The sequence below is a fragment of the uncultured Streptococcus sp. genome (assembly GCF_963511325.1).
Lineage (GTDB): Bacteria > Bacillota > Bacilli > Lactobacillales > Streptococcaceae > Streptococcus.
In genome coordinates, this window is sequence record NZ_CAUPII010000005.1 from 26646 (window position 1) to 51628 (window position 24983).

A 24983-nucleotide genomic window follows, 5' to 3' on the forward strand; every position below is an offset into this window, starting at 1 on the left:
AAGCAACTCCTTTTATAGACTCATATGACCGAGGAAATAAGGCATTTGTTTGCGCCACCATTCCCAGTCATGGGCAACATCGTGCCCCCATTCTGCAAACCAGGCAGGAATTTGTTTTTGGTCAAAGGCTTCTTTTAACTTGTAGTAAGAAGGCAGGCCATCATGCTCCCAAGCACCTAAGCCAGTACAAATCACAATCTCAGCCTGACGGTAACGATCGATAAACCAACCATCATTTTGATTCCAGATATAGTCTACTGGTGAATTTTGATAGATAGCATCATCATTGTAGTAGTCACCTACAAAGAAACGCGCATCATAGACACCACTGAGGGCGATTACCTTGGTAAAGACATCTGGATGTTGTAGGAAAAAGTTGAGGGCATGATAGGCTCCCATAGAGCAGCCTGTCGTCATCATGCCGTCGAACCAGCCTGTCTTGTGCTTGATAAAAGGAATGGCTTCTTCAATAACGTATCGCTCATAAGCACGGTGCATTTCAGCTTGGTCATGACCATTTTTCCATGTTGCTAGCCAACTTTCACTATCGACACTTGAAAGGGTAAAGAATTGCACTCGACCTTCTTCAATAAAGGATGCACAAGCATCAATCATGCCAAAATCATAGTATTCATTGTGGCTACCACCTGAGGAAGCAAAGACAACCACTGGGATACCTGCGTGTCCGTAACGATTAACATACATTTCACGGTTAAGATGACCACTCCAGTGGCTAAGATGTTCAATATGCATATCCTGTCTCCTTTATACTAATTACCAATTTTCTGCAAAAAAGCGTAGGCAAGCTGGGAGATTTTCTGACCATGGCACTTCATGGTGAATGGCTCCAGCCTGAACCTTGAGAGAGAGATTTTCCAACTCAACTCCTCCTGCTATCAAATCATGATAATAGCGAAGGGAAGAGTCGATATAGGCCTGCTTAATATTGCCAGCCATGAGGGTCTTGTCTGTGTCGTCTGCTTCTTCCGTCCCAACATAGATAAAGACTCGCTGGTCTGGCAATAGTTTTTTACGCTCCATATAGCGATCAAAAGCCTCTTGGTGAAGCCAGTTAGCTGATGAGAAAACTCCCAAACATCCAATCTGATCCTGATACTCCAAGCCAATAAACTGGGTAATATTTCCACCCAGAGAAGATCCAACCATAGCAGTGTGCTTGCGATCAGACTTTGTCCGATAGTTTTCGTCGATAAAGGGTTTGACCACTTCCATGACAAACTCAGCGTACTCGACTCCCTTACCACCAAATTGTTGGCCAGGAATGTTGGACTCTTGGAATTTCCATGCCGCATACTCATTCATCCGTCCAAGTCCATCATTGTCAATAGCCACAACAATCATACGGCTGATATCTGGATTTCGCTTGATGGCTGGGATAATCTTCCAGGAATGTCCAACGTAAGATTCCTTACTATAAAAGACGTTTTGTCCATCGTGAAAATACACAACTGGGTAGCTTCTATCCGTGTCTTTATCATAGTTTTTGGGGAGGAGAACACGTACCCGGCGCTCCTTACCTGTGTAGGGAACCACTAATTTATGCTCTCGCATTTTTAGATAAAAATAAGATTGATTCATTGTCAGAAAACTCTCTATATTCAAAATTTTACCTAATTATATCATAAAAATAGAAAAAAAGTCAGTTTCCGTCCAAATTTAGGACAATAAACTAACTTTTTTTACTTATTTTATTTTTTCCTCTGGTTTTTCTGATTAAAGGAGGTCATCAATTAACTCATCAACCGCATCTTTCTCAGCTTGAGGGGTAATTTCAGTAATCATAATTCCTGCTACTGCTCGATCAACCAATCCTTCGACATCAATACGTGTTTCATACTGCTCTGCATTCTTAATCTTTGGATTTGTCTTCGGACGATCGGGTGCAAAAATAGTACAACAATCTTCAAACGGCTGGATAGAAATTTCAAAGGTATCAATTTCTTGCGCAATGTCAATGATTTCTAGCTTATCCATAGTTACAACTGGACGGATAATTGGTGTATTAGTCACCGCATTGATAGCCTGCATACTCTCCAGGGTTTGGCTTGCCACCTGACCAAGACTTTCACCATTGATGATGACCAAACCATTTCGCACTTCACGGATACGGTCTGTAATGCGCATCATAAAGCGGCGAGTCAGAGTCATGAGATAAGCTTCTGGAGCCTTAGCCTTAATCTCTTCTTGAATCTCTGTGAATGGCACTTCGATAAACTGGATATTGCCACCGAACTTAGTCAGTTTACGGGTTAAATCTTGGGCTTTTTTGAGGGCACCTGGACTGGTATATGGTGGACTAGCAAAGTGAACAGCTTCGATATCCACTCCACGTTTTAGAGCTAGATAACCAGCTACTGGTGAGTCAATCCCACCTGACAACATGAGCATGCCTTTCCCAGAAGTTCCAACCGGTAAACCACCAGCTCCTCGAATGGTTTCATAAGAAAGGTAGGCCGCCTCTTCACGAATCTCCACTTGCAGATTGATATCGGGATTTTTCATCTGGGCTTGAATAGTTGGAATGGCATCAAAAACAGCACCACCAAGAACTTGGTTGAGTTCACGACTATCCAGTTCAAAGTTGTGATCACTACGTTTGCTAGAAATCTTAAAGGTCATACCTTCCTTGTAGATGTCCTTCATAATCTCTTGGACAGCAGATTTCAGAACTTCTACGGATTTTTCAACCTTATACACTGGAGAAAAGTTTTGAATCCCGAAAACTTGCTTGAGTGACTCTGCCACTGCTGTGTAGTCGGCACCATTTAGATAAGCATGGGCACGATCGCGGTCTGCTGTCACTTTAACTTGAGGATAGATGGACAAGACATCTGAGATATTATTACGTAGTTTATTGATGAAGCGCATACGGTTTTTACCCTTGGTTGAAAGCTCTCCGTAGCGAATCATAATTTCTGAATACTGCATGAATACTCCTATCTTACTTTTTTAGTTTGATTGTAGATTAATTTTAGTTTAGTCAAAAATTGCTCAACTTGACTCATATCGTTTTCTAGGTCTAGACTGAGACGAACTGCTGACTGGGCTTTATCTTTTTCAATGCCCATGGCAATCAGGGTCCCAGCAGGTTTCCCAGCCTTGGACGAGCAAGCTGATGTTGTAGAAATGAAAATATCATAGTCTTCAAAAGCATGAACAATGATTTCCCCACGAACACCCTTAATCCCAAAGGTCAGAATATGGGGGGCAAAATCTTCCTCATCTGAGAAGACAAAAATATCTGGATAATCAAGAAGAGCCTGACGGATGACTTCCTTCATCTGACTCGTTTTGTTAGAAAACAATTCCAATCTTTCCATAGCTAGACGCAGTGCCTTGGCTGTTGCTGCAATTCCTGCTACATTCTCAGTTGTTGAACGATAGTCACGCTCTTGGCCACCACCAGTTAAAAGCGGTGTAATTTTCTTACCAGACTTGATATAGACAAAGCCAACACCACGAACTCCATGGAATTTATGACTGGAGAAGGTTGCGAAATCTACTCGGTCAGTCAAATACTTTTCTGTCGGAATCTTAGCTAAAGCTTGAACGGCATCAACATGGAAAGAAATGGTTGGTTTATCCGCTAAAAGTTCTGAAATAGCTTGGATGGGCTGGATGGAGCCAATTTCATTGTTGACTGCCATAACAGAGACTAGCGTTGTATCAGGACGAAGTAGATTTTCTAAAGCAGTTACATCTACAAATCCTTTTTCATCAACTGGTGCAAAATCCACTTCAAAACCTTGAGTCTTGAGCCAAAGAGCTGACTCCTTGACTGCTGGATGCTCAATAGCTGACACAATAATGTGTTTACCAAATTGCACTTTTTCAAATGCAACCCCTTTGATAACCCAGTTGTCTCCTTCAGTCCCACCAGAGGTAAAGAAGATTTCTTCGCTTTTCTTGCCAATCAAATCAGCAATCTGTTGACGAGATGCATCTAAAATTCTGCTAGATTGGTCTCCCAAACGATGGAGACTTGAAGGATTTCCAATAATTTTTGCAGACACTTGCATATAGGTTTCAAGTGCTTCTGGATAAGGCTTAGTCGTTGCCGAATTATCAAAGTAAATCATGGTTTCTCACGCTTTCTAAAATCACTCCTTCTATTGTATCACGAAACAGTTCAGGCGACAAGAAAGGCAATTCAGGTTCATTTAAGTTTTTTTTAAAGATTTTCGGTATAATGAATTTTAGTAAAGGAGAGATATTATGTCTAATTATCGTAGAACATCAAAACCCAAAACAGAACACATCAAAAAAGGATTTACTGTTTTTCAGAAAACGATTGCTACTATCGGTAGTATTCTGGGGCTGATTACTGCAAGTATCACCATCATGAATGCTATGAATAATAATAACAACAATAACTCTAAAAAAGAAACTACGACAACCCAGACAACAGTCATAAAAGAGATTCAAAAGGAATCCCCTCAAGAGAATACTACTCCAAACAAGGACAATACTTCTACAAAAGAAAACACACAAGAAGAAACAACAAGTCAATCTAGTAGCAGTGCAGAAAGTAAGAAAGAAGATACTAGCAGTAAACAAGAACAACCGACTGTTCCTTCTTCTAGCACTCAAACAACAGATACAAAAACGTCTACTACTAATGGAGCTTCCTAAAAGAACGATCTAACAGCCAGTGATTGAATCGCTGGTTTTTTATTGCTATCTTCAGCATTTATAGTCAATTGAAACAAGAATAAGACAAAAGAGCCTCGAAAAAAGTATTACAACTTGGCAATACCTTTTTGAGGTGCTTTTTGATATGAGCCCATGTTTTCTCAATAGGATTGTACTCAGGTGAGTAGGGAGGAAGTGGTAAAAGTTTATGCCCAAATTCTTCACATAAGAGCTCTAGCTTACCCATTCTATGGAATCTTGCATTATCCATAATAATAACTGATGGTTTGTTTAATGTTGGTAAGAGAAACTTCTGAAACCAAGCTTCAAAAAAGTCGCTCGTCATCGTCTCTTCGTAAGTCATTGGAGCGATTAACTCGCCATTTGTTAGCCCTGCAACCAAAGAAATCCTCTGATATCTTCTTCCAGATACTTTACCTCTTATTGACTGACCTTTTAAAGAGCGACCATATTCTCGATAAAAATAAGTATCGAATCCTGTTTCATCAATATAAACAGGTGCTAAGTGCTTTAAACTATTAAATTTTTTAAGAAATAAAGCTACTTTTTCTGGGTCTTGTTCATAGTAGGTGTGATTCTTTTTTTTCGAGTGTACCCCATAGCTTTGAGAGCATAGTGGATAGTAGTTGGATGACAGCCAAATTCAGAAGCTATTTCAGTCAAATAAGCGTCCGGATTGTCAGTAAGATAGTTTTTAAGTCTATCTCTATCAACCTTTCTTGGTTTTGTTCCTTTTACTTGATGGTTTAGCTCTCCTGTTTTCTCTTTTAGCTTTAACCAGCCATAAATGGTATTACGTGAGATTTGGAAAATGTGTGATGCTTCTGTTATACTACCTGTTCGCTCACAATAAGCGAGAACTTTTTTACGAAAATCTAATGAATACAAGGCTATCAAACGCTACTGGAAGCTCATTCAACAGGATAATCGTAAACTCAGCGATAAATGCTTTTATCACCCTACTTTTGTATGCACTTGACGAATAAAGAGATTCTAGACAAGCGTTTAAGCTATTCCGAAAAGATCACTATGAACTCTATCAACTATTGCTTTTTCAATTTCAGAATAAAGAGCCCGAGAAATTTTTCTGACTCATTGAGGACAATCTAAAGCAGGTTCATCCTCTTTTTCAGACTGTCTTTAAGACATTTCTCAAGGACAAAGAGAAAATTGTCAACGCCCTTCAATCACCTTATTCCAACGCCAAATTGGAAGCAACGAATAATCTTATTAAACTTATCAAGCGTAATGCCTTTGTTTTTAGGAACTTTGACAACTTTAAGAAACGAATTTTCATCGCTCTGAATATTTTTTATTATTTCATTGTCCACTTGACAGGAAGCAGTTCACAGGAAGTAATTTTTTGCGCTTTTTTACTGTTTTTTTCAAATAAACCCCTGATCGATTCTCTGAGATGTATATAAATACTATTTTAAAAGAAAAGTATCTGACAGATCTGAACGGTAGCACCTAATCAGCTTTCTAGCAAAACAACTAAGATTATTCTTTAGCTGCCTTAAAAGTCGGTTTTGTTTCAGCAGCTTCATCTTTTTCATTGACTTCTGCTAATTTTTCTTCCTTTTCTATTGGCTTATCAGAATCTTTCTTAGGATCTTCTTGACTTCCCTGAACTTCTACTTTATCAGGATTCAAGCTCCAAATGCCATCTTGATTGACCTTGTAGCCATCAGGTGTTGTAGCATTTCTCAATAAGGAATCATCTGCTTGGAAATAATACCAATTGCCATTCAGTTGTTTCCAGCCAGTCTCCATAGCTCCACTAATTGCAATTTATTTCAATACATTTACACTTACTTTCGATAAGCCTTTATATTATGGCTATACCACTCCTGCATTTCTTTTGATGGCGGAGTCATGTAATCACCATACATTTGTGTCAGAAAAGCATCATAGTTCTTTGGAATTGGCATCATTCTTCCTTCAAACTCTGTTACAATTAATTCTTTACAAGTATCTATTTGAAAAACACCCTTCATTCCCTCTTTGTCAACTCCAATAGCTCCTTCATAAGCAGGATTTTCCGCCACACTATTTTTTACTAATTGATCTATTTTCTTATAGAAATATCTCGGATTGACAAATCTCAACGGATACCAAGTACACAATCGGAGAAAATCTTTTAATTTGCTATCACCGTGAACCACACGTTCTTTTTTGATATAGGCAAGCTGACGCAAGGCAACATATTTATAGCTTTTGTCAACGATGCTCAAATCGGAAAATTGATCAATCGGAAAGACATCAATGAACAAACTTGTATCATGACGTTTGTATTTTACATTATCTTCAATAACTGTTGATGTATCTAAAATAGCTGCAAAATTATGGAAATACCATGAAGAGGTATCGTAGGAAAGGACTCGATATACAGGATGTTGGTCTTCCTCAATCGCTTTTAATAGATGCTCATAGTCTTTTCTATACAGTGAAATATCGATATCATCATCCCAAGGAATCATTCCCTTATGACGAACAGCCCCTAGCATGGTTCCATAACTAAGGAAATAAGGAATGTCATTTTTTTTACAAATTTCATTGACATAATCCAAAATACCTAGTTGAATTTCTTTAATCTCATTTTTTTCTAAGTACTGCATTTAATCCTCCAATTTATAGGCTTCAAATTCGTGACTATAAAACTGTTTTTCTTTTGGTGGAAGAGTCATATAATCACCATAATATTGTTTTAAGACAGCATCAAATTGCTTGGGAGCTGGAAGAAGAAGATTTTCAAAAGGTATTTCAATCAGTTCATCAAACAAATCACTTGGAAAAACTTCCTTTTCCTTAGCTTTTGATGGTATAAAAGCTAGGTGTTTCCCATCTTCTACCCTATATTTTTTAATTTGCTTTTCGATTTGATTCGCGAAAAATCGCGGAGAAATCGGACGCAGAAGAAGCCAGAAGAAGGTACGAATTAGGTCTTTTAAATTACTATCTCCATAAACAATATTCTTATGATTACTGAAAGACAGTAATTTAAAGCTTTCCAACTTATAGCAAACATCGATAACCTTACGATCGTTGAATGAATCCATTGGAAAAATATCAATGAAAATACCAGAATCATACGTTTTTGTATTTCGTGTATCCACTATTTTCGTTGTCGAATCTATAACCTTAATAAAATTATTATAATATTGATCATTAGTTTCTAGGGCTAAAATCTTATATTTAGATTGTTCTCGATGAAATAACTGGATAAAACGTTCGTAGTTTTCACGTGTCATAGAAAGGTCTATATCATCATCCCAGGGGATAAAACCCTTGTGACGAATAGCTCCAATCAAAGTGCCATAATTGATAAAATAATCAATATCATGCTTCTTACAAAACGAGTCAATAAAAGCTAAAATATCAAGTTCAATCTGCTTAGCTTCTTCAATGCTTAATCTTCTCATCTAATCCTCCTAAGATTTTTATACGTTTTTTGAGAGAAACAAAATATCCTAAAAATTCATAAAAGATACTATCTTTTGTCCAAACTAGTAAACCAATATAGCTAAGAGCTGATAAGACCATGATGATCAACATATTGACCAATAAAGGTAGATTGATAACCATTTTGACCGGATAAACAAAATTGACTAAAAAGTAGATCGGAACAAATGTCAATGCGAAAAGTGAATAACGAACCGTATATTTGAAGATATGTCCTAGGTTAATGAGCTTGGTCTTATGAATAAATACAACATAAAGCACTAGGAGAAAACTTTCCGATAACATCGTCGTAATCAAATAATACTCCGGTGCAATAATATTATTAAAGTAGAGTAGACTATCCAGAACTAGGTTCAATCCACCAGCAAATAGCGTATAAACTGTAATTCTTTTTTCAAATCCATTTGTAAAGAGAATTTGAGATCCTAAAATAGTTTCTAAAGCAAGAATAATGGTACGAAATGCAAAGATGGAGGTCAAGATTCCACCACCAATATATTTTTCACTGCCATACAGAAGTATTGCATAGGGACCTAAAATCATCAAACCAAAACTAAGAGGGAGGATGAAGAAGGTAAAAATGCGACTTCCCCGATTCACCAGATTTACATACTCTTCTTTTTTTCCAATACCTAGATAGTAACTCAAGCGAGGAACACTGACTCCAATCGCACCCGTAACAACACCTGCGATAACAGTTACAATCCGTTGTGCCATCGTATAGTAACTGACATTTACATCAACTCCAGTTTTTACCAAAAAGAGACGATCCAGGAAGGTAAATAACATATTGGCATTGGCAAAGACCAGCATGGCTGTCAAAGGTAGGAAAAGAGGTTTAAATTCTTCTAATGTAACCTTAACAAACTGGATATCTCTTTTAATCCAAAAATAACTAATGAGATAATTGATGAGAGTTGAAAGACTCATAATCAATGTATAGGCAACAATATCATGCTCATTTTTCACAAATAAAAAGATGGATACCAGCATGAGAATACGGATGAAGGCTGTTTTATAAAATAAAAAGCTATAATTCTCAAGCGCTTCATTCACCCATTCGATTGAGAAGATTTGTGCAATCAGTTGGACTCCCATTACTAAAAAGATCTTTTTGATGACAGGATTACTATTAAAGAATAAGGGATAGGAGAAAAGATATACGATACTTGTAATAATCGTACAAGTTACACACAAATAAAAAAGACATGAAAAGACTTTATTTAATTCCTTCTTATTATCTTTTACATTACTAAGAGCTCGAAGTCCGTAATTATAGACTCCATAGGTTGCAAAGGGCAAGAAAAAAGACAGAATGGTATCAACAGAGTTGAAATAACCATAATCTGTTCGATCTAGAACACGCGCAACATAGGTACCCGTCAAAATTGGGAAAATAATATTTAAAACACGAATCCCCATATAAGCCAGGGCATTTAATTTTATACTTTTCATTCAATTTACCTCGTTGATTTATTATATCATAAAGTTAGTTAAAAAACCTATTTGACTGGGAAATCTGTTCCTCAAGCCATGTTTGTCCTCCCTGACGAAATCTTATCCAAATCCTCTAGGAAGTCTTTTCTACATCATTCTTTTATAGTTGCTTAGTTTATAAAATACATGTTATAATAAAGATATGGCATATAGTACAGATTTTAAACAACGAGCATTAGATTACATCAAAGAGGGACACAGCCATGTCGAGGCGGCCAAAGTTTTTGATGTTGGCGTCAGAACTCTCTTCACATGGGAAAAGAAATTACGTGAACAAGGACACTTAGAGCGGAAAAAGCGAGTCGCCAAAAGCCGAAAGATTCCTTTGGAGGAGTTGAAGGCCTTTGTAGAGGCTCATCCAGATGCTTTTTTACGGGAAATTGCGGCACATTTTGATTGTGCTGTTTCTTCAGTATGGGCAGCTTTAAAGCGGATCAATGTCACTTTAAAAAAAGACGACTAGCTTTAAGGAACAAGATCCAGAGAAAGTCGCTGAATTTCTTGATATTTTGGATAACTTAAAAGATTTACCAGTCGTATATATTGACGAAACAGGAATAGACCGCTACCTCTATCGTCCTCATGCACGGGCTCCTAGAGGAGAGGAAGTCTATGAAAAGATTAGCGGATGGCGTTTTGAGCGGACTTCAATCGTTACAGGACAAGTAGATGGAGAGTTTATAGCTCCTATGGTTTACAAGGAAAGTATGACGAGCGACTTCTTTGTGAAGTGGTTCAAAACGCAACTCCTGCCTGCTTTGAAGGCACCTCATGTCATTGTCATAGACAATGCTAGTTTTCATCCCAAGAAGATCTTGGATGAACTTTGTATCCAAGATAAACACTTTTTCTTACCTCTACCACCTTATTCACCAGATTTGAATCCCATTGAGCAAGCTTGGGCTGTCTTGAAAAAGAAAGTGACATATTTATTAAGGAAAGTACCCAAATATCTTTGAATCATTAGAGTGCAAAAGTAATCACACCTAAAACTGAACGGTTTAGATTTCTCACTTCTTGCATGCTTTCTTCAAATTTCTTATAGCGAGTAACACCATATTCTTCTACGAAAAGGACATTCTCAAATGCTAAAAGATCTTTGACATTTTGCAAGTTAACAAACTGAACCCCCTCAAGATTCAATTTGTATTCTGCTTGTAATTTATTCAAAATACGATTATCTGAACTTACGATTGCTAGTGGTTGACCTTGACACTTGTAACTCAATAGTTCAGAAAGATTTTCAAGAGTTGTAATAGTTGAAACGAAGTCTACTTGATAAGCAGAGAAATCGCCTGCACGATTAATAGTTGGGTTGAAGAGGTATACTAGAACATTCGCCATGATCACTAGGATGACACAGAGAATACCAATAATCACTAAGCGCAAGATCAAATTTTTCAAGTTAAAGCCAAGAGCAACTTCTCCATTCGGAGTCAATTCTTTAGAGTTAACTGTTTCAAGTTTTTCAATCTTAACGTCTGTATAGGTAGACTTGAACTTGTCAATCAATGAATCAAATTTGCTTTCAAGGAAATCATTTACTTCCTTACTTGGAGTTAAAATTTTAACAGTTACACCTGCATCATCAATCAATGGGTTAATGGTTAATTTTTTTGTCCAATAGTCACTTGCAGAATTCTTCAATGCTGTTTCTGTGGTATCTAAATCTTTTGCGATTTCCTTCATCTTATCAGAATCAACATCATTGAAAAGAAAGGCACCGTTTAGATTACCATCAATTAGTTTTGCATAGAAGTCACTATAGCCACCAACTTGATGATTCAAAATTGTTTTTGATGATGTTTCTGGAGCAGTTATTTTATAGGTGATATAAGTAGAATAACTAGTAGAATCTTTGACTGTATTTTTATTTTTAATAGCTTTTAAAGTAAATGGTACAGCTATGAGAGCAAATAAGGCTAGTAAAGCTAGCAAATTCACTTTACGTTTTTTATAAAGATTTGCGAACAAATCAGCTACAGAATAATGTTCAAACATGTATTTCCCCTTTTTTAATTAAGTGATGATTTTCTTTTGTAAGCATTTTTGCCACGAAAATGATAATTAGAACAATTCCCCAGAATTGCATTGTAAAAAGATTAAAGAAACTTTCTGAGAAGCTACTTCTAGGCATAAAGAATAAATTATTCAAGATTAGCAAAGATAATGCAAATAAGATTGTTCTTGAGCGATAAGCTACTTGCAGCATAGCTATAAATAGCATACCAAGTAAGATACTTAGTAGAAATAGTCCCAACATACCATAATCAGTATACAATTCCATGATATAACTACTTCCAATACCATGGCCTCTTAAATATTCTTTATTTAGAACAAGATAAGATAAATTGTGGGCATAACTATTACTGTCAATCGCTAGTTCAATACTATTTGTCGTATGTTCAAATGGTTTGGCACCAAATATGATTCCGATACTACCTCTCGCAAAATAGTCAACAACCGGACCAAAAGTGAAATTTCGGAAGTCTCTATAAGGAAGACTACTATTGTACAGGAATCCTCTCGCTAAAACTCCAAAACTAGTTCCTTGTTTATAAATGAAATCGAGTAATAAATCAAAAACTCCACTCTGGGATACTTGAGCATTATCACGAACATAGTTTAATGCTCCCATCGCAAGCATGAGAACAGGTGTTCCAAGATAAATAGCCATTTTTTCTTTGAAACCAATCCATTTCCCTTTCTCCGTTTGTTCACGCATAAAGTAGTAAACAAAGGCAAAAATCAAACTTAGAATAAAGGGATTTCTGGTACCAATTACTAAGTGAATCAAGTTAGCCGCGATATAGGCAACTAAAACCATTGTCGCATGTGATTTTTTAGGTTTGGTTGCTAAGTAAACACACATGGCATAAACCGTGAAAGTCGATAAGATATAGGTAAAGTAGGGCAATTGACTTTCAAAATTTGCATAATAATTATAATAAGAAGTTTGCAAACGGTATAGTAAGCGCTCAAACAGTCTTAGAAAATAAAATGGATAGGTGAGTAGAAATACACTCAATGAAACAAAACGTAATTTTTTTATATAATTGACATTTACTGTTTTTTCTACTTTTACAGGAGCTTTGCTTTTTCGAGCAAGATAATAATTCTCTATAAAACCACCTATTGTCAGTCCTAAAATAGAAACAATGACAACTAGGAAAGCAAATCGATAGGCAATTGGTTGGTAGGTGTCTAGCGCTCCATCTCTAAAATAATCAATGGTGGGTCTGGATACCAAAAATATAAAAATTGTGATAAAGAATATAAAGTGAATCAAATAGTATTTGATATTATTCCAGCAAAGTAGCAGACTGCTAATTAAGAGCAAAAGCAAAGTTGTCAGAAGTCCTACGTTGTTACTGGTAAACAAATAAGTGATTCCGCTTATTATGGTTACGATATAGCTTAGAATCGTAACCGTTAGCAACATTCGTTTCCCATCAACCATCTCAGCCCTCCTTTTCTAATTAATTTTTTTCGATTGCTCAATATTTTTAAACAATAATATTCTATACAATCTTACATTTACAAATAAGGCTAAAGCACTAATACGTCTTCCTTTTCTAAAAATGGTATTTTTGAAAATAGCAAAGGCATGTTTTTTTAAGTAGCCATAAATCCGTGGATAGTCTTTAAACTCTTTGAAATTATCATCTAGAAGCATTTTATCCAAGATAAAGAAATGTGCATATGCCAGTCTAAAGAAAGCTACTTCTGTTAAGTTTGGATATTCCTTAACGACTTCAGTATAAAATTTTTGATAAATATCAATGTAAGCTAAGTCTTTTTCCGCATATGGTTTGGTAGTAATACTATCTCCTCGGTGGAAATAATAATAGTACGGTTTGGTATTAACAACATACTTTTTAGCTACTTTAATGAGATCAAAATGATAATAGGCATCTTCATAAATCAAACCTTTTGGAAAAGTTAACTGTGCTGCAATTTTCTTCTTGATGAGTTTGTTACAAATAGTACCAGGTATTTTCTCACCAATTAAATATTCTCTAAGGAATGTTTCTGTATCAAATATAAAATAATCATCCTGATTTTCAGACTGTGGGCTCTCGCTATTGGCATAGACATTCATAACCCCACAGCTGGAAACATCTGCGTCTTCTTTGACTAATTGTTGATATAAGCTAGCAATCATTTCAGGATGTATATAATCATCCGAATCTATAAAAATAACATAGTCTCCGTGGGCTTGCTTCAATCCATCATTTCGAGCTTGAGACAAGCCTTCGTTTTCCTTGTGATAAACCAAAACTCGTTCATCTTGTTCAGCAATTTGTTCACACAAGCGACCACTTTCATCTGTCGCCCCATCATCAACAAGAATGATTTCAAGATTTTGATAGGTTTGTTGCTGAATGGATGCTATTGATTTTTCAAGGTATTGCGCCACATTATAGACTGGAACGATGACACTAATTAATGCAGTTTCCATGCTACTCCTCTATTAGTTTTTCTACTTGTTCAATTTGTTTAGCAATCGTAAATTGTTGAATAAATTGGCTGGCTTCATTGACATTAAAGCTTGATGCAGCTGTCATGTAGTTCTCAATTGCTTGAGCTGCTTCTTGATTACTTTTAATGATTTTACCAAATCGTTCTTCCTGAGATAATTCCTCTGCTCCCCCAACTTCAGTAGATACAAAGGGAACTCCCAGACTCAAGGCCTCGACATAGACTCCAGGAAAACCTTCCTGTTTGGACATGGATAAAAGAACTTGCATCTTAGAAAGATACTGATACGAATTTTTTTGATAACCAAGGAAATGAACGTAATCCTCAAGTTGATACTCTTTGACTCGTTTTTTCAACTCCTCTTCCATGTCACCAGCACCTATAAAGTAGTGATGGTATTTCTTGCCTTGCTGGTGCAACAGTCGTATAACTTCTACTACTCGATCAGAACCCTTATTCTCTTCAATACGTCCAATAGTACAGATGCTCTGAGGAGCTATCTCAATAGCCACCTTCTCTTTTGATTTTTCCAAAATGCTTTCAAAATCATAACCATTATAGACTGTTACTAATTTCTGCGAGTAATCTGGATAAACTTCTTTGATAGAACTGCTGGTTTTTTTTGAAATTCCTACTATCCTATCAGCATCATCCAATTGTCGTCTATGAGAATCACGCTTCGAACTATCTGTTAAAAATTCTTCAATACTTCCATGAATCCAAGAAATCTTCTTCACTTCTTGTCGTTTAGAAAATAAAAGAGGAGGATTCATAATGGTAAAGGAAACCTCTACATCATATTGATCTTTTACAAGTAAACGTCTGGTGAGTCTTGGAAAATAAATTCTCAATCTCCACAAAAGCGATTTTAGCCATCTTGGTTGACGATAGTCTTGTAAGGATTTTAAAATTCTCACATTTTCAGGTACTGGTTCGTATCCTTTATCAAAATGTTCCATTTCGAGGATGTCAATATCATACTTTTTCGGATCCAAGTTTGAAACAATCGTAGAAAGGATTTTTTCGGCACCTCCTCCTAGTGAGAAAGACCACATAAAAAATAGAATTTTCTTATTATTCACCATATTCTCCCTTATATTCAGTGTAACTCTTATCCATATCTGCTATAAGGGCATCGTGGTGAGGCACTTGCTTGTCTGCCGGTGGTGGTGTCATGTAGTCACCAAAAGATGTGCTGAGATAGGCATCATAACCAACTGGAATAGGCATTTCTGTTCCTTCGAATGGTAGGAAAATATTATCTTCAAATGCTTGAATTGGATATTTCTTTTTCATGTATCCTGGACCTGAGCATAATTCCGTGATGCCATCACTTTCTGCTAGACCATACTTGGTCATTTCTTTCTCAGCTTTTTTCCAGATACGATAACGAAGGGATTTAGGAGTTAATCCTAATAAAATCGTGCTGCCCCATTTCATGAGGGCTCCATGTTTTTCTGGAATGGTTTGTGCACAGAAGAGGGAATAAATCAAAGCCCAACGTACTTGTTTCTTACGTTCAGCTGGATTTTTAGGGTAGTAGTCCAAGGGAAGAACATCCAGAGCCAAGCCGTGTGGGAGGTCCAAATCTTGTTGGTAAGGCTTGATGCAAGTTGTTTCCTTGTCTCGAATAGTGATAAAGAGGTTGCGGTCAACAAAGTCTCTATCACTTTTTGATAGGAAGTAACGCTCGTCCGCATAACGAGGCCATAACTCTGCTAATTTTTCATAATCCTTGCGGGGCATGAAGAAGTCTAAGTCATCATCCCAAGGGATAAAACCTTTATTTCGTAGAGCACCAATAGCTCCTCCACCACACAAATAACAGAGTAAATCGTGTTCTTTACAAAAGGCGACAAAATATTCAGCCATCTCTAAGCTACGAGTTTGAATTGCCTTTAAATCACTCATCTTATTCTCTTCCTCTTCTATAGAATTATATCATCTCATTATACCATAAAAATGGTCAAAAAATCCATCTGATTATGGAAAAATCAAAGCCCGAAATACCTGTGGTAATTTCTCAAAGTAACTTCCACTTTCCTGACCAAAGTGGAAATTAGTCTAAAACGGATTTTTATGGTGGAATTAAGTGTGAGACGTTTGTGGTAGAAATGAGGCCTACTATGACCAAACATAAACACCTTACCCTTTCAGACCGTAATGATATCCAATTAGGTTTAGAGCGCGGTGAAACCTTCAAAGCTATCGGGCAACTTATTCTAAAAGATCCGACTACTGTTTCTAAAGAAGTCAAACGAAACAAACAAATTAGAGACTCTACCTTTAACAACCTTTCTTGCCCTCTACTCGATAAAGCTCCCTTTGTCTGTAATGGGTGCTCTAAAAGAAGACAAAACTGTGGCTATCAGAAAATCTTCTACCTCGCTAAACAAGCTCAAAAGCAGTACGAACAAACTCTTGTTGAATCTCGTGAAGGGACTCCCCTTAATTCCAAGACCTTCTGGGATATGGACAAAGTCATTTCTGATGGTGTTAAAAAGGGACAACACATCTATCATATTCTCAAAACCCATAACCTTGATGTCAGCTCCTCAACCGTCTATAGACACATCCGAAAAGGATACCTGTCTATCGCTCCTATTGATCTAGCCAGAGCCGTTAAATTTAAAGAAAGAAAAAAAAGTAAGCTACCTTCCATCCCTAAAGAAGCTAAAGAAGGCCGTTCCTATGAGGATTTCCAAAACTATTTAACCCTTAATCAACTAGAATCTTGGCTGGAAATGGACACAGTTATGGGCAGGATGGGAGGTAAAGTCCTACTCACCTTCAATCTATCTTTCTGTAATTTTATCTTCGCTAGACTCCTGAATAATAAAACTGCCCTTGAGGTTACCAAACACCTCTATGACATCAAGAACACTCTTCACCAAGCGGATAAAGACTTCTTCCATCTCTTTCCTGTCATTCTTACCGATAATGGTGGGGAGTTTGCCAGGGTTGATGACATCGAAATGGATGTGCGAGGAGAGAGTAAGCTTTTCTTTTGTGACCCTAATCGCTCTGACCAGAAAGGGAGAATTGAGAAAAATCACACGCTGATTCGCGACATTCTACCTAAGGGAACTTCCTTTAACAATTTAACTCAAGAGGACATCAATCTCGTTTGTTCACATGTCAATAGCGTCAAGCGCGCTGCTTTGAATGGAAAATCAGCCTATGAACTCTTTGCTTTTACTTACGGAGAAGAAATTCCTAAGCTTCTCGGCATTTCTAAAATACCTGCAGAAGACGTCTGTCAGTCTTCTAAATTACTCCAACATAAGATCTAAAAACTAACCTTCAACCCCATTCAAACGTCTCACACTAACTTCCACCATAGCGGAACTTAATCTGAAACGCTTTCAGATGAGGGGATTTTGTGCGCTCTTTTTGTCTATTCATTTTGGCTACAGAAGCGATGAAATCAAGCATTAGTAAAACCAGTGGAATTTACCCTGACACGGAATTCCACTGGTTTTTAGGATTTTTATCAGACTAACTTCCACTTGGATTAGCAGTGGAACTTAGTTTGGGAATTTAGCCCGAGACACCTGTTGCCATAGGTATTCCAAGCTCTGATTCGTTTTTTTCAGTTTACCTAAATCCCATCTGGGCCAATTTATTTTGGTAAGCTTTTTGATCTACTCGAAGTGATTGACCACCGTATACGTCAAAGTCGTCTACCCAGTCTCCAAGTTCTGGAACTGTCAATCTTTCAATACCATTCTGACCTCCTTCAAGGACTGATAATCCGTTAGTCAATAAGAAAGTATATGGAAGATTTGTAGAGGTCATGGCAAATACTTTTCCTAGTGCTTCTGAGCCTGTGAAAAGTTTTGTCGGATCTTTAATTTGCTGTAAAACAGCTGTCATGACCTGCTGTTGTCGACGAGTACGACCATAATCCCCTTCATCATCATCACGGAAACGTGCATAGTTGAGAAGAGTCGAACCATTCATCTGTTGTTTCCCAGCTCGAATGGTTTGAGTCGGTGATTCAGTTTCCGTTGCATGCAAATCATCTCCTACAGTCGCTTCTGTCACTGGGACCCCGTTTAGAGTTGAAAACTGAGCATCAATGGTCACACCATCAGGGAAAAGCGTATCAATGGCTGTCGCAAAGGCTTGGAAATCGACAAGGGCATAATATTTGATGTCTAGATCAAAATTATCCTTGAGAACCTTGCGGACCATTTCAGCCCCTTGTTTACCTTCTTGTTCCCCTAATTCGTAGGCTAAGTTTAATTTATGGTCGGTCTGTTTTTGACCATTGATAACTTGGCTATACCCATCAATATAGACTAAGTTATCACGCATAAAGCTAACGAGCTTCAATTTTTTATCTTTGCCACTTACATTCAGAACCATAATGGAATCTGTCCGTGTTTCTGCACTATTCTGTCCGATACGTCCATCTGTTCCCAAAATAAGAATATTAACACCATCTCGGGTATCCTGTCCATTAAAAACCTCAACCTGAGCAGCTTTGGCATCTTTGGGCCCATTTGAGCTATTAGGATTCGCCGATTGGAATCCCTTTAAGAACATGACGATCATTCCTACTGCTACACAAAGCAATAACATCCCTAACCAAGCAAATAATCGTTTAAAACGAAAACCTCTTTTTTTCTTTGGCTTCTTAGCTTTTGGAACCTTCGTTTCCAGTTGAGTTCCACCACTACGGCGGCTAGAACGACTACGATTAGCATAGGTTGGCAGGTCGATACCAGAGTCTGAAAGAAGTTGTTCTTTAGTTTCTGGATTGAAAACTTCCGCTGAACTTTTTTGACCTTCTAACTTAGCATGTAATAAGTCAAATTCTCTCTTTTCTTTCTCATTCAAATAATGAATATTTTTCAAAAGATAGTCATATCTCAGTTTTTCATGGTGTGTCAAAGGATTCTCTCTAGTCATTCCTTCTCCTTTCCTTTATCCTGTATGGTATAGATAGGATAAGCACCTAGTACTTTATACTGGATTCCAATCGTTTTTAGTTCTTTTTGAGCAAAATGGACCAGTTCTTTATCAGCATAGTCCACATCAATGATAAAAAAGTATTCTCCCAAGGCTGTTTTTAGGGGACGACTCTCAATTTTAGTCAAGTCGATTCCTCGCCAAGCAAAGGTAGAAAGTGCCTTATATAATGCACCTGGAAGATTATCTGGCAAAGTCAAAGCTAGACTCATCTTTTCAGAACCTGGACTCAAGGGAATTTGTGGTAAGTTAGGTCCCAAAACCCAAAAGCGAGTAAAGTTAGCTTCCATTTCTTGAATATCTTGAGCGACCAGTTCTAGCCCATATTCCTCTGCAGAACTTCTTGGGGCAATCGCCGCAAATGGTTGATCAGGATGCTCAGAAACATAGCGCGCAGCGTAAGCTGTACTGGCAGTGACTTCTAGTTGCGCATCTGGATAATGCTCGTCAATAAATTTCTTCCCCTGTGCCAAGGCCTGTGGGTGAGAAAAGATTTTCTCAATTTTAGATTGCCCTGGCACTGCCATCAATTGTTGGTGGATTGGCTGAACAATCTCTGCCACAGCTTGAATGCGAGCCTGGTGGAAAAGATAGTCCAGAGTCTCATGGACACTACCTTCAATGGAATTTTCAACTGGTACTACTGAATAGTCTACCAATCCCTGTTCATAGGCCTTGATAACGTCTGTAATATTTGAAAAAGGCTCTAGTTCCTCATGAGGAAAAGCCGTCTGCACAACATGGTGCGAAAAAGATCCTTTGGGACCTAGATAGGCAATTTTCATGTCAATTCCTCTATAATTTCCTCTGGGCTTAATCTTGATACATCAACAATCTGACTAGCCACTTCCTCATACCAAGCCTGTCTTTCATCAAAAATCGCAGCCAAATCTTCCTTGCTATTCTTTAAAAATAGTGGACGTTGATTGTCCTTATCAGCTGAAATTCGCTGGTAAAGGATCTCAAAATCTGCTTTTAGGTAGATATTCTCTGGATTTTGCTTGAGTAAGTCACGATTTTTCTGAGAAATGACCACTCCACCACCAGTAGACACGACTTGGTCCGTTTTTAGTAGGTCAGCCAAAACTTCTTCTTCTAACTGACGAAAGGCTGCTTCTCCTTTTTCTTCAAAGAAACGAGCAATTGGCATCCCCAGTCGGTCTTCTAGCAAGGGATCCATGTCTACAAAGTCAGGATCTAATCCTCTAGCAATAGTTGATTTTCCTGCACCCATAAAACCTAGTAAAACCTTAGCCATGAATCAAAGTCTCCAAATCATCAAAGAAGCTTGGGTAGCTAGTATTAATGGCTTCTGCACGATCCAATTCAACTTCTCCATCTGCCACTAAAAGCGCTGCAATGGCTGTCATCATGCCGATACGGTGGTCACCAAAGGTATTGACTCTAGCTCCATGGAGAGCAGATTTCCCTTCGATAATCATGCCGTCTGCTGTAGGAGTAATCGCTGCTCCCATGCTATTTAAAGCATCTGCAACAACCTGAATACGGTCTGTCTCTTTGACTTTAAGTTCTTCAGCATCTTTGATGACCGTTTGCCCTTGAGCTTGGGTAGCAAGGAGAGCGATAATTGGTAATTCATCAATTAAGCGCGGAATCAAGGCTCCGCCAATCTCTGTTCCCTTCAAATCTGAAGTTTCAACAGTCAAGGTTGCAGACTTAGCAATTGGATCAATATCAGTAATCTCTAATTTGCCACCCATAGCACGGATGACATCGATAATACCTGTACGTGTTTCGTTAATACCGACATTCTTAAGTACCACATGAGAATTTGGAACAATCAAACCTGCCACCAACCAAAAGGCTGCACTAGAAATATCTCCTGGAACGACAACCTTTTGTCCACTTAGTTTCTGTGGTCCCTGGACAGTGATTTTCTTACCATCGACACTCAAGTCTCCGCCAAATTGACGCAACATATCTTCTGTATGATTACGAGTGCACTCCTTCTCAATGATGACAGACTGGCCCTGAGCCTGCAAAGCTGCAAAAATCAAGGCTGACTTGACTTGAGCAGAGGCAATCGGCAATTCATAATGAATAGGTGTTAAGTTTTTTGTTCCTTTTAAGTGTAACGGTGGCAAGTCTCGCTCTGTCTGACCAGAAATGCTAACTCCCATTTTTTTCAAAGGAAGGGTCACACGGTCCATAGGACGTTTAGAAAGACTGTCATCTCCAAACATCTCTACTTCAAAGTCTGTACCAGCAAGGACACCTGAAATCAAACGAATAGAGGTCCCAGAATTCCCCATATCGAGAGCGTCCTTAGGGGCTTTCAATCCATCTATCCCAACACCTTGAATGGTAACGACACCGTCTTTATCCTCTATCTCAACACCGAGGTCACGAAAAACTTGCATAGTTGATAGAACATCTTCACCACGTAAGATATCATAAACCTTAGTCTCACCTTCAGCCAAACTTCCAAAAATAATAGAGCGATGACTGATAGACTTATCACCTGGTACTCGAATACTACCGTTCAAGTGGTTAATGTTTGTTTTTAACTTCATACTAGACCTCATACTGACAATACTTTTTCTTATTTTATCATAAAAAGTCAGAAATTTCTTAAAAATTCCTGACTTTATGAGGTAAATTCTTATTTTAAAAGTTCTGAAATTGGTTCAAAGACAATTCGTTCGATATCAGATAAGTAGATGGATAATTGTTGTTGTTTGGCAAAGAAGGCTGATAGAAGAGCATTTTCTTGAATTTGCTTACCAAAGTCTTCCATTTTTTCTTGGAAAGAAGCGTCGGGCATTTGACCAGTTTGGGCCATGACTTGGATTTCATGCTGAAAAGCGATGTAATCTGCAAAGATTTTGCTAGCTTCTGCATCGGCTTGGATGGCATCTCTAGCTTCTTTAACCGCCTTGTATTCAGGCAATTCGCGTAGTCCACGACTAAGTTCGTTTGCACTATCATAAATATTTGACATAATTTTCTCCTTATTTATTTCTTTTAAAATTACTAGTCACTCTGTGGTCATTATTATTGTGCAATCACTTTTATATGACCTCTTGAATGTCCATTTCTTAATTCCTTATCTGGTATATACTCTATCTTCAAAGTTCCTAAATTAGAACCTGTTTTTATGTCATTTGACATAAGATTATTAAAATAGTTATCTATCTCATCATCGGATAAGGATAATTCAATTGATTTAACAATATCATGAAATACTTCTTTCATTCCTGCAACACCAAATTCACTATTTTCATTTGTCTGATTTATTGTTACATTGATTTTATCAGTATCATTTGCATGTAAAAGTTCCAGGTAGTATCCGTAGCTTGATGCGAAATATTTTATTTTTATATTTCCTTTTTTGATATTTTCTAATGGGCTATTAGAATTTTGATTATAGCTATTGATAAACCCATTAATAATTCTATCGTCTACATACTTTGAATTGGTTTTCTCTTAACTTATTTCCTTGTTGGATGGTTCATTTTTTGTCTCGACACTTGCTTCTGAAGTAGTTTTCACATCTTTTTTAACAGCGTAAGCTCTAAGTAAGATAAAAGAAATAAAGATAATACCAAATATGAATCTAGGCTCTATTTTAGGCATATTTTTCTCCTTATTTGATGACGACTGTGTAGTCGGTATTTTCTGTTATGAGGTGCTCGGCTCTTTCCAAGTCTTGAGCATTTTTAAATGAAATTTGTAGAATCCCGTGAATATCCTCACGATTTTCCTCGTTGATATGGATATTGACCAAGGAAGTTCCTCGCAGCAATTCCAAAATCCGCAGGATGACATCTTCTTCATCGGGAACGTCGACATAGAGGTCATAAGAGCTATCCACTCCACCACGCTTATGAATTTCCATGGCCTGACGTTGTGCACGCGCTTGGTTGAAAAAGTTCCAAATCTGATCTTTATCTCCCTTGCTGATGGCTTGACCAACCTCATCTAAACGTCGCTTGAAATCCTCGATGCGTTCAATAATAGTTTCTCGATTGGATAAGAGGATAGAAGTCCACATGCCTGGCTCACTTTCGGCAATCCGTGTCATATCACGGAAACCACCTGCCGCAAAGCGTCGTGCCATCTCATGTTCTTCAGCATAACTAGCAGTTTGTTCCATCAAGCCTGATGCTAAGATATGCGGAAAATGACTGATCTGAGAAGTCACTCTGTCATGCTCTTCAGCATCGATTTCAATGAAACGAGCGTGCAGACCTGACAGCAAGTCCTTCATTTCTTCAAGCGTGTCTGGAGTCGTTAGGCTCGAAGGTGTGAAGATATAGTAGGCATTTTCAAAAAGATTAACATCGGCAGAAGCCGCTCCTGTCTTATGACTCCCTGCCATAGGATGAGCCCCTACAAAGCGAACAGGCTTATCAGCAAAGCATTTTTCAGCCGTAGTTACAATAGCTGACTTGGTCGATCCAGCATCGGAAATAATGACACCTTCTTTCAAATCCAAAGTTGCCAATTCTTGTAAAAAAGCAATGGTTTGCTTGATTGGCAAGCTGAGGATAATAACGTCTGCAAGTGGAGCAAAACTGGCAAAATCATCCGTCGCACGATCAATCATTCCTCGCTCCAAGGCAATATCTCTAGATGCCTGACTGCGATTGTATCCTAAAATTTCATAATCAGGATGATCCCGCTTGATTCCGAGTGCCATGGAAGCACCAATCAAACCTAGTCCTGCAATATAGATGGTTTTTGCCATAAGAACTCCTTAATAATTCTTTGTATACTCCCGATGTTTAGCAACAGCTTCTTTTAATTCCTCCAGATTATCAGAAGAGAATTTCTCTAGAATTTCCTGGGCCAAAACTGTTGCTACGACTGCTTCCATAACGACACCTGCTGCTGGAAGAGCGGTTGGATCACTTCTCTCCACCGTTGCCTTATAAGGCTCATGGGTTTCAATATCAACGCTCATCAATGGTTTATAGAGAGTTGGAATTGGTTTCATAACCCCACGGACAATAATCGGTTGGCCGTTAGTCATACCACCTTCGAAACCTCCAAGATTATTAGTACGACGAGTATAGCCATCTGTTTGTGACCAGAGGATTTCATCCATGACTTGGCTCCCCTTGAGATAACCGGCTTTAAAACCAAGACCAAACTCCACACCCTTAAAAGCATTGATGGAAACAACTGCTTGAGCTAATCTTGCATCTAGTTTTCGATCCCATTGGACGTATGAACCCAGACCAACTGGAACGCCACCGACAACCGTTTCGACAACACCACCGATGGTATCACCATCTCGTTTGATTTGGTCAATATAGTCCTTGATCTCCTGCTCACGTTCTTGGTTGACGATAGAAACTTCAGACTGGGCAGCTAGTTTCTTAATCTCTGCGACTGTTAAGTTTTCTGGAACATCGATTTCCTTGCCACCAAAAACAACAACATGGTTAGCGATTTCTATATCAAGCTCAGCCAATAAACGCTTGGCCACAGCCCCGACTGCTACTCGCATAGTCGTTTCACGAGCAGATGAACGTTCTAGGGAATTTCGCAAATCATCAAAGCGGTATTTGATGCCCCCAACCAAGTCTGCGTGACCTGGACGAGGATGTGTGATTTTTCGTTTACTTTTAAGTTTATCTTCAATATCCTCGGCAGACATGATATCTAGCCATTTTTGGTGGTCTTTGTTAATGACATCCATGGTAATGGGAGCCCCTGTCGTCTTCCCGTGGCGAACGCCAGAAGTAAAGACAACCTGATCACTCTCAATCTTCATGCGCCCACCACGACCGTAACCACCTTGGCGACGTTTGAGATCCTCATTGATATCCTCGGCAGTCAAAGGAAGGCCTGCTGGGATTCCTTCAATAATTGCTGTCAGACGAGGACCGTGTGATTCTCCTGCTGTTAAATATCTCATACAT

General features: G+C 38.1%; 24 protein-coding genes and 3 pseudogenes. 4 read left to right on the forward strand and 23 right to left on the reverse strand.

Translation table 11 applies throughout. From position 1 onward, the window contains the following. Positions 1 to 12: 12 nt before the first annotated feature. The 4 genes from RQ973_RS02695 to RQ973_RS02710 all read right to left on the reverse strand — a co-directional run bounded on the left by RQ973_RS02695 (position 13) and on the right by RQ973_RS02710 (position 4100). Positions 13 to 753, reverse strand: a complete 741-nt coding sequence (locus RQ973_RS02695) for an esterase family protein (RefSeq protein WP_311522663.1) — start codon at positions 751 to 753, stop codon at positions 13 to 15. Between the two features lie 21 nt (positions 754 to 774). Further along, complete coding sequence (locus tag RQ973_RS02700) at positions 775 to 1599, reverse strand: alpha/beta hydrolase (RefSeq protein WP_311522664.1); 825 nt, start codon at positions 1597 to 1599, stop codon at positions 775 to 777. A 135-nt stretch (positions 1600 to 1734) separates the two neighbouring features. Next, positions 1735 to 2949, reverse strand: a complete 1215-nt coding sequence (thiI, locus tag RQ973_RS02705; RefSeq protein ID WP_311522665.1) for a tRNA uracil 4-sulfurtransferase ThiI — start codon at positions 2947 to 2949, stop codon at positions 1735 to 1737. Positions 2950 to 2957: 8 nt separating this feature from the next. After that, positions 2958 to 4100 (reverse strand): cysteine desulfurase family protein, encoded by a 1143-nt coding sequence (locus RQ973_RS02710; RefSeq protein ID WP_311522666.1) that lies wholly within the window; start codon positions 4098 to 4100, stop codon positions 2958 to 2960. A gap of 136 nt (positions 4101 to 4236) precedes the next feature. Between RQ973_RS02710 and RQ973_RS02715 the strand changes: the two genes are divergently transcribed. Further along, entirely contained in the window at positions 4237 to 4653 is a 417-nt protein-coding gene (locus RQ973_RS02715; RefSeq protein ID WP_311522667.1) for a DUF6556 family protein, read from the forward strand. 64 nt (positions 4654 to 4717) lie between these two features. On the opposite strand, the gene RQ973_RS02720 is transcribed toward RQ973_RS02715, so the two are convergent. Beyond that, a protein-coding gene (locus RQ973_RS02720) for an IS630 family transposase (RefSeq protein WP_311522668.1) occupies positions 4718 to 5562 on the reverse strand; the annotation gives its coding sequence in 2 pieces (ribosomal slippage) (positions 4718 to 5247 and positions 5247 to 5562; 846 coding nt in all). On the opposite strand from RQ973_RS02720, the pseudogene RQ973_RS02725 reads away from it, so the two are divergent. Continuing rightward, positions 5537 to 6098, forward strand: a pseudogene (locus RQ973_RS02725) (transposase); the annotation flags it as partial. The gene RQ973_RS02720 and the pseudogene RQ973_RS02725 sit on opposite strands and share 26 nt — an antisense overlap. A 76-nt stretch (positions 6099 to 6174) precedes the next feature. Here RQ973_RS02725 and RQ973_RS02730 read toward each other — a convergent pair. The 4 genes and pseudogenes from RQ973_RS02730 to RQ973_RS02745 all read right to left on the reverse strand — a co-directional run. Further along, a pseudogene (locus RQ973_RS02730) lies at positions 6175 to 6456 on the reverse strand (MBL fold metallo-hydrolase); the annotation flags it as partial. 29 nt (positions 6457 to 6485) lie between these two features. Next, the gene (locus RQ973_RS02735) at positions 6486 to 7292 is read right to left on the reverse strand and encodes a phosphorylcholine transferase LicD (protein WP_311522669.1); all 807 of its coding nucleotides are present in this window, start codon (positions 7290 to 7292) and stop codon (positions 6486 to 6488) included. Further along, a complete protein-coding gene (locus RQ973_RS02740) occupies positions 7293 to 8096 on the reverse strand; it encodes a LicD family protein (protein ID WP_311522670.1) in 804 nt (267 codons plus the stop codon). Further along, a complete protein-coding gene (locus RQ973_RS02745; protein WP_311522671.1) occupies positions 8077 to 9591 on the reverse strand; it encodes a lipopolysaccharide biosynthesis protein in 1515 nt (504 codons plus the stop codon). Before RQ973_RS02745 ends, RQ973_RS02740 begins: the two co-directional genes overlap by 20 nt. 184 nt (positions 9592 to 9775) lie before the next feature. Between RQ973_RS02745 and RQ973_RS02750 the strand changes: the two are divergent. Further along, a pseudogene (locus RQ973_RS02750) lies at positions 9776 to 10592 on the forward strand (IS630 family transposase). 4 nt (positions 10593 to 10596) lie between these two features. Here RQ973_RS02750 and RQ973_RS02755 read toward each other — a convergent pair. From RQ973_RS02755 to RQ973_RS02775, 5 genes are read right to left on the reverse strand one after another with little or no spacing between them, the layout of a single operon-like run. Beyond that, a complete protein-coding gene (locus RQ973_RS02755; protein WP_311522672.1) occupies positions 10597 to 11634 on the reverse strand; it encodes a prephenate dehydratase in 1038 nt (345 codons plus the stop codon). Beyond that, complete coding sequence (locus RQ973_RS02760; RefSeq protein ID WP_311522673.1) at positions 11627 to 13093, reverse strand: O-antigen polysaccharide polymerase Wzy family protein; 1467 nt, start codon at positions 13091 to 13093, stop codon at positions 11627 to 11629. The genes RQ973_RS02755 and RQ973_RS02760 overlap by 8 nt, the downstream gene beginning before the upstream one ends. A 15-nt stretch (positions 13094 to 13108) precedes the next feature. After that, positions 13109 to 14095 carry a glycosyltransferase family 2 protein gene (locus tag RQ973_RS02765; protein WP_311522674.1) on the reverse strand — a complete coding sequence of 329 codons (987 nt, stop codon included), beginning with the start codon at positions 14093 to 14095 and terminating at the stop codon, positions 13109 to 13111. A gap of 1 nt (position 14096) precedes the next feature. After that, a complete protein-coding gene (locus RQ973_RS02770; protein WP_311522675.1) occupies positions 14097 to 15200 on the reverse strand; it encodes a glycosyltransferase in 1104 nt (367 codons plus the stop codon). Further along, positions 15190 to 16026, reverse strand: coding sequence for a phosphorylcholine transferase LicD (locus tag RQ973_RS02775; RefSeq protein ID WP_311522676.1), 837 nt, complete (start codon positions 16024 to 16026; stop codon positions 15190 to 15192). Before RQ973_RS02775 ends, RQ973_RS02770 begins: the two co-directional genes overlap by 11 nt. A 215-nt stretch (positions 16027 to 16241) precedes the next feature. Here RQ973_RS02775 and RQ973_RS02780 point away from each other — a divergent pair, with 215 nt between their 5' ends. Then, positions 16242 to 17408 carry an IS30 family transposase gene (locus tag RQ973_RS02780; protein ID WP_311522677.1) on the forward strand — a complete coding sequence of 389 codons (1167 nt, stop codon included), beginning with the start codon at positions 16242 to 16244 and terminating at the stop codon, positions 17406 to 17408. Positions 17409 to 17712: 304 nt separating this feature from the next. Here RQ973_RS02780 and RQ973_RS02785 read toward each other — a convergent pair whose 3' ends face one another. The 9 genes from RQ973_RS02785 to aroC all read right to left on the reverse strand — a co-directional run bounded on the left by RQ973_RS02785 (position 17713) and on the right by aroC (position 24979). After that, on the reverse strand, positions 17713 to 19032 hold the full coding sequence (locus RQ973_RS02785; RefSeq protein ID WP_311522678.1) for an LCP family protein: 1320 nt from the start codon (positions 19030 to 19032) through the stop codon (positions 17713 to 17715). Further along, complete coding sequence (gene pheA / locus RQ973_RS02790; protein WP_311522679.1) at positions 19029 to 19877, reverse strand: prephenate dehydratase; 849 nt, start codon at positions 19875 to 19877, stop codon at positions 19029 to 19031. Before pheA ends, RQ973_RS02785 begins: the two co-directional genes overlap by 4 nt. Then, positions 19874 to 20350, reverse strand: coding sequence for a shikimate kinase (locus RQ973_RS02795; protein WP_311522680.1), 477 nt, complete (start codon positions 20348 to 20350; stop codon positions 19874 to 19876). The genes pheA and RQ973_RS02795 overlap by 4 nt, the downstream gene beginning before the upstream one ends. Continuing rightward, positions 20343 to 21626: a 3-phosphoshikimate 1-carboxyvinyltransferase gene (aroA, locus tag RQ973_RS02800; RefSeq protein ID WP_248035331.1), complete on the reverse strand. Its 1284-nt coding sequence runs from the start codon at positions 21624 to 21626 to the stop codon at positions 20343 to 20345. Before aroA ends, RQ973_RS02795 begins: the two co-directional genes overlap by 8 nt. An 89-nt stretch (positions 21627 to 21715) precedes the next feature. Beyond that, the gene (locus tag RQ973_RS02805) at positions 21716 to 22054 is read right to left on the reverse strand and encodes a YlbF/YmcA family competence regulator (RefSeq protein ID WP_311522681.1); all 339 of its coding nucleotides are present in this window, start codon (positions 22052 to 22054) and stop codon (positions 21716 to 21718) included. Positions 22055 to 22107: 53 nt separating this feature from the next. Beyond that, positions 22108 to 22308 carry a hypothetical protein gene (locus tag RQ973_RS02810; RefSeq protein ID WP_311522682.1) on the reverse strand — a complete coding sequence of 67 codons (201 nt, stop codon included), beginning with the start codon at positions 22306 to 22308 and terminating at the stop codon, positions 22108 to 22110. Positions 22309 to 22539: 231 nt separating this feature from the next. Then, the gene (locus RQ973_RS02815) at positions 22540 to 22689 is read right to left on the reverse strand and encodes a hypothetical protein (protein ID WP_173214114.1); all 150 of its coding nucleotides are present in this window, start codon (positions 22687 to 22689) and stop codon (positions 22540 to 22542) included. A gap of 10 nt (positions 22690 to 22699) precedes the next feature. Continuing rightward, the gene (locus RQ973_RS02820) at positions 22700 to 23803 is read right to left on the reverse strand and encodes a prephenate dehydrogenase (protein WP_311522683.1); all 1104 of its coding nucleotides are present in this window, start codon (positions 23801 to 23803) and stop codon (positions 22700 to 22702) included. Positions 23804 to 23812: 9 nt separating this feature from the next. Then, entirely contained in the window at positions 23813 to 24979 is a 1167-nt protein-coding gene (gene aroC, locus RQ973_RS02825) for a chorismate synthase (RefSeq protein ID WP_311522684.1), read from the reverse strand. Between the last annotated feature and the right edge of the window lie 4 nt (positions 24980 to 24983).